The sequence below is a fragment of the Stenotrophomonas sp. HMWF003 genome (assembly GCF_003061285.1).
GTDB lineage: Bacteria > Pseudomonadota > Gammaproteobacteria > Xanthomonadales > Xanthomonadaceae > Stenotrophomonas > Stenotrophomonas maltophilia_AP.
Genome location: NZ_QAIW01000180.1, coordinates 1 through 1,735, shown reverse-complemented (window position 1 = coordinate 1,735; position 1,735 = coordinate 1). Strand labels below are relative to the sequence as shown.

The 1,735-nt window shown below is 68.4% G+C and carries 1 protein-coding gene; it reads right to left on the bottom strand.

The window, feature by feature from the left end; translation table 11 throughout:
- Nucleotides 1–7 precede the first annotated feature (7 nt).
- The gene (purH, locus tag DBR34_RS07280) at nt 8–1,591 is read right to left on the bottom strand and encodes a bifunctional phosphoribosylaminoimidazolecarboxamide formyltransferase/IMP cyclohydrolase (protein WP_128096294.1); all 1,584 of its coding nucleotides are present in this window, start codon (nt 1,589–1,591) and stop codon (nt 8–10) included.
- Between the last annotated feature and the right edge of the window lie 144 nt (nt 1,592–1,735).

The window sequence follows — 1,735 nt, the reverse complement described above, 5'->3', positions numbered from 1 at the left end:
CCAGGGGTCAGTGGCGGAAGTGGCGCACGCCGGTGAACACCATGGCCAGGCCGTGTTCGTCGGCGGCGGCGATCACTTCGTTGTCGCGCATCGAGCCGCCCGGCTGGATCACCGCCTTGATGCCGGCCGCAGCGGCGGCATCGATGCCATCGCGGAACGGGAAGAACGCATCGGAGGCCATCACCGAGCCTTCCACCACCAGGTTCGCGTCGGCGGCCTTGATGCCGGCGATGCGCGCCGAGTACACCCGGCTCATCTGCCCGGCACCCACGCCGATGGTGCGGTTGTCTTTCGCATACACGATGGCGTTGGACTTCACGAACTTGGCCACCTTCCAGGCAAACAGCAGGTCGGCGAACTGCTTGTCGGTGGGGGCCAGTTTGCTCACCACGGTGAGTTCGTCGCGCGCCATGCCACGGTTGTCCGCGCTCTGGATCAGCAGGCCCGAGCCCACGCGCTTGGTGTCGTAGTTGTTGCGGCCCTGCCCATGCGGAATGCGCAGCACGCGCACGTTGGCCTTCTTCTGCGCGTATTCCAGCGCCGCCGGCTCGTAGTCCGGTGCGATCAGCACTTCAACGAACTGGCGGTCCAGGATCACCTTGGCGGTGGCGGCATCCAGCGGCTGGTTGAAGGCGATGATGCCGCCGAAGGCGCTGGTCGGGTCGGTGGCGTAGGCCAGCTCGTAGGCATCGCCGTTGCCGGCACCCACCGCCACGCCGCACGGGTTGGCATGCTTGACGATCACGCAGGCCGGCGCGTCGAACTGGCGCACGCATTCCCACGCCGCATCGGCATCGGCCAGGTTGTTGTAGCTCAGCTCCTTGCCCTGCAGCTGCTGGAACGTGGCCAGCGTGCCCGGCACCGGGTACAGGTCGCGGTAGAACGCGCCGCTCTGGTGCGGGTTCTCGCCGTAGCGCAGGTCCATCACCTTCACGAAGCTGGAATTCATCTGCGCCGGGAATTCGCTGCGTACCGGCACGGCCGCATCACGGGCGGCAACGGCCGACAGGTAGTTGCTGATCGCCGCGTCGTACTGGGCCACGCGGTTGAACGCGGCTACCGAGAAGGCAAAGCGCTTGGCGGCCGAGAGCTGGCCGTCGTTGGCGTCCAGTTCGGCCAGCAGCTCGGCGTACTGCGACGGGTCGGTGGCCACGGCCACGCGCGCGAAATTCTTGGCCGCCGAACGCAGCATCGCCGGGCCGCCGATGTCGATGTTTTCCACCGCGTCGTCCAGCGTGCAGTCGGCCTTGGCGGTAACCGACTCGAACGGGTACAGGTTCAGCACCAGCAGGTCGATCGCGCCGATGCCGTGTTCGGCCATCACTGCTTCGTCCAGCCCGGCGCGGCCCAGCAGGCCGCCGTGCACCAGCGGGTGCAGGGTCTTGACCCGGCCGTCCATCATTTCCGGGAAGCCGGTGACGTCGGACACGTCCTTGACCGCCAGGCCGGCGTCGCGGATCGCCTTGGCGGTGCCGCCGGTGGACAGCAGCTCCACGTTGCGCGCCGCCAGGGCGCTGGCCAGGTCGATCAGACCGGTTTTGTCGGAGACGGACAGGAGGGCCCGACGAACGGGCAACAGATCAGCAGTCATGGGGACAGGGCAATCGGCAGCGGAGCGGGGCCGATATTGTAGGCGGTGGGGGCCGGTGGCGGGCGCCGCCCGGCCGATATTGCCCCCGGCTGCCGCATCCGGCACACCGGCCAGGCCCCGCAGGCTGGCGGCGCTGGGGTAGGC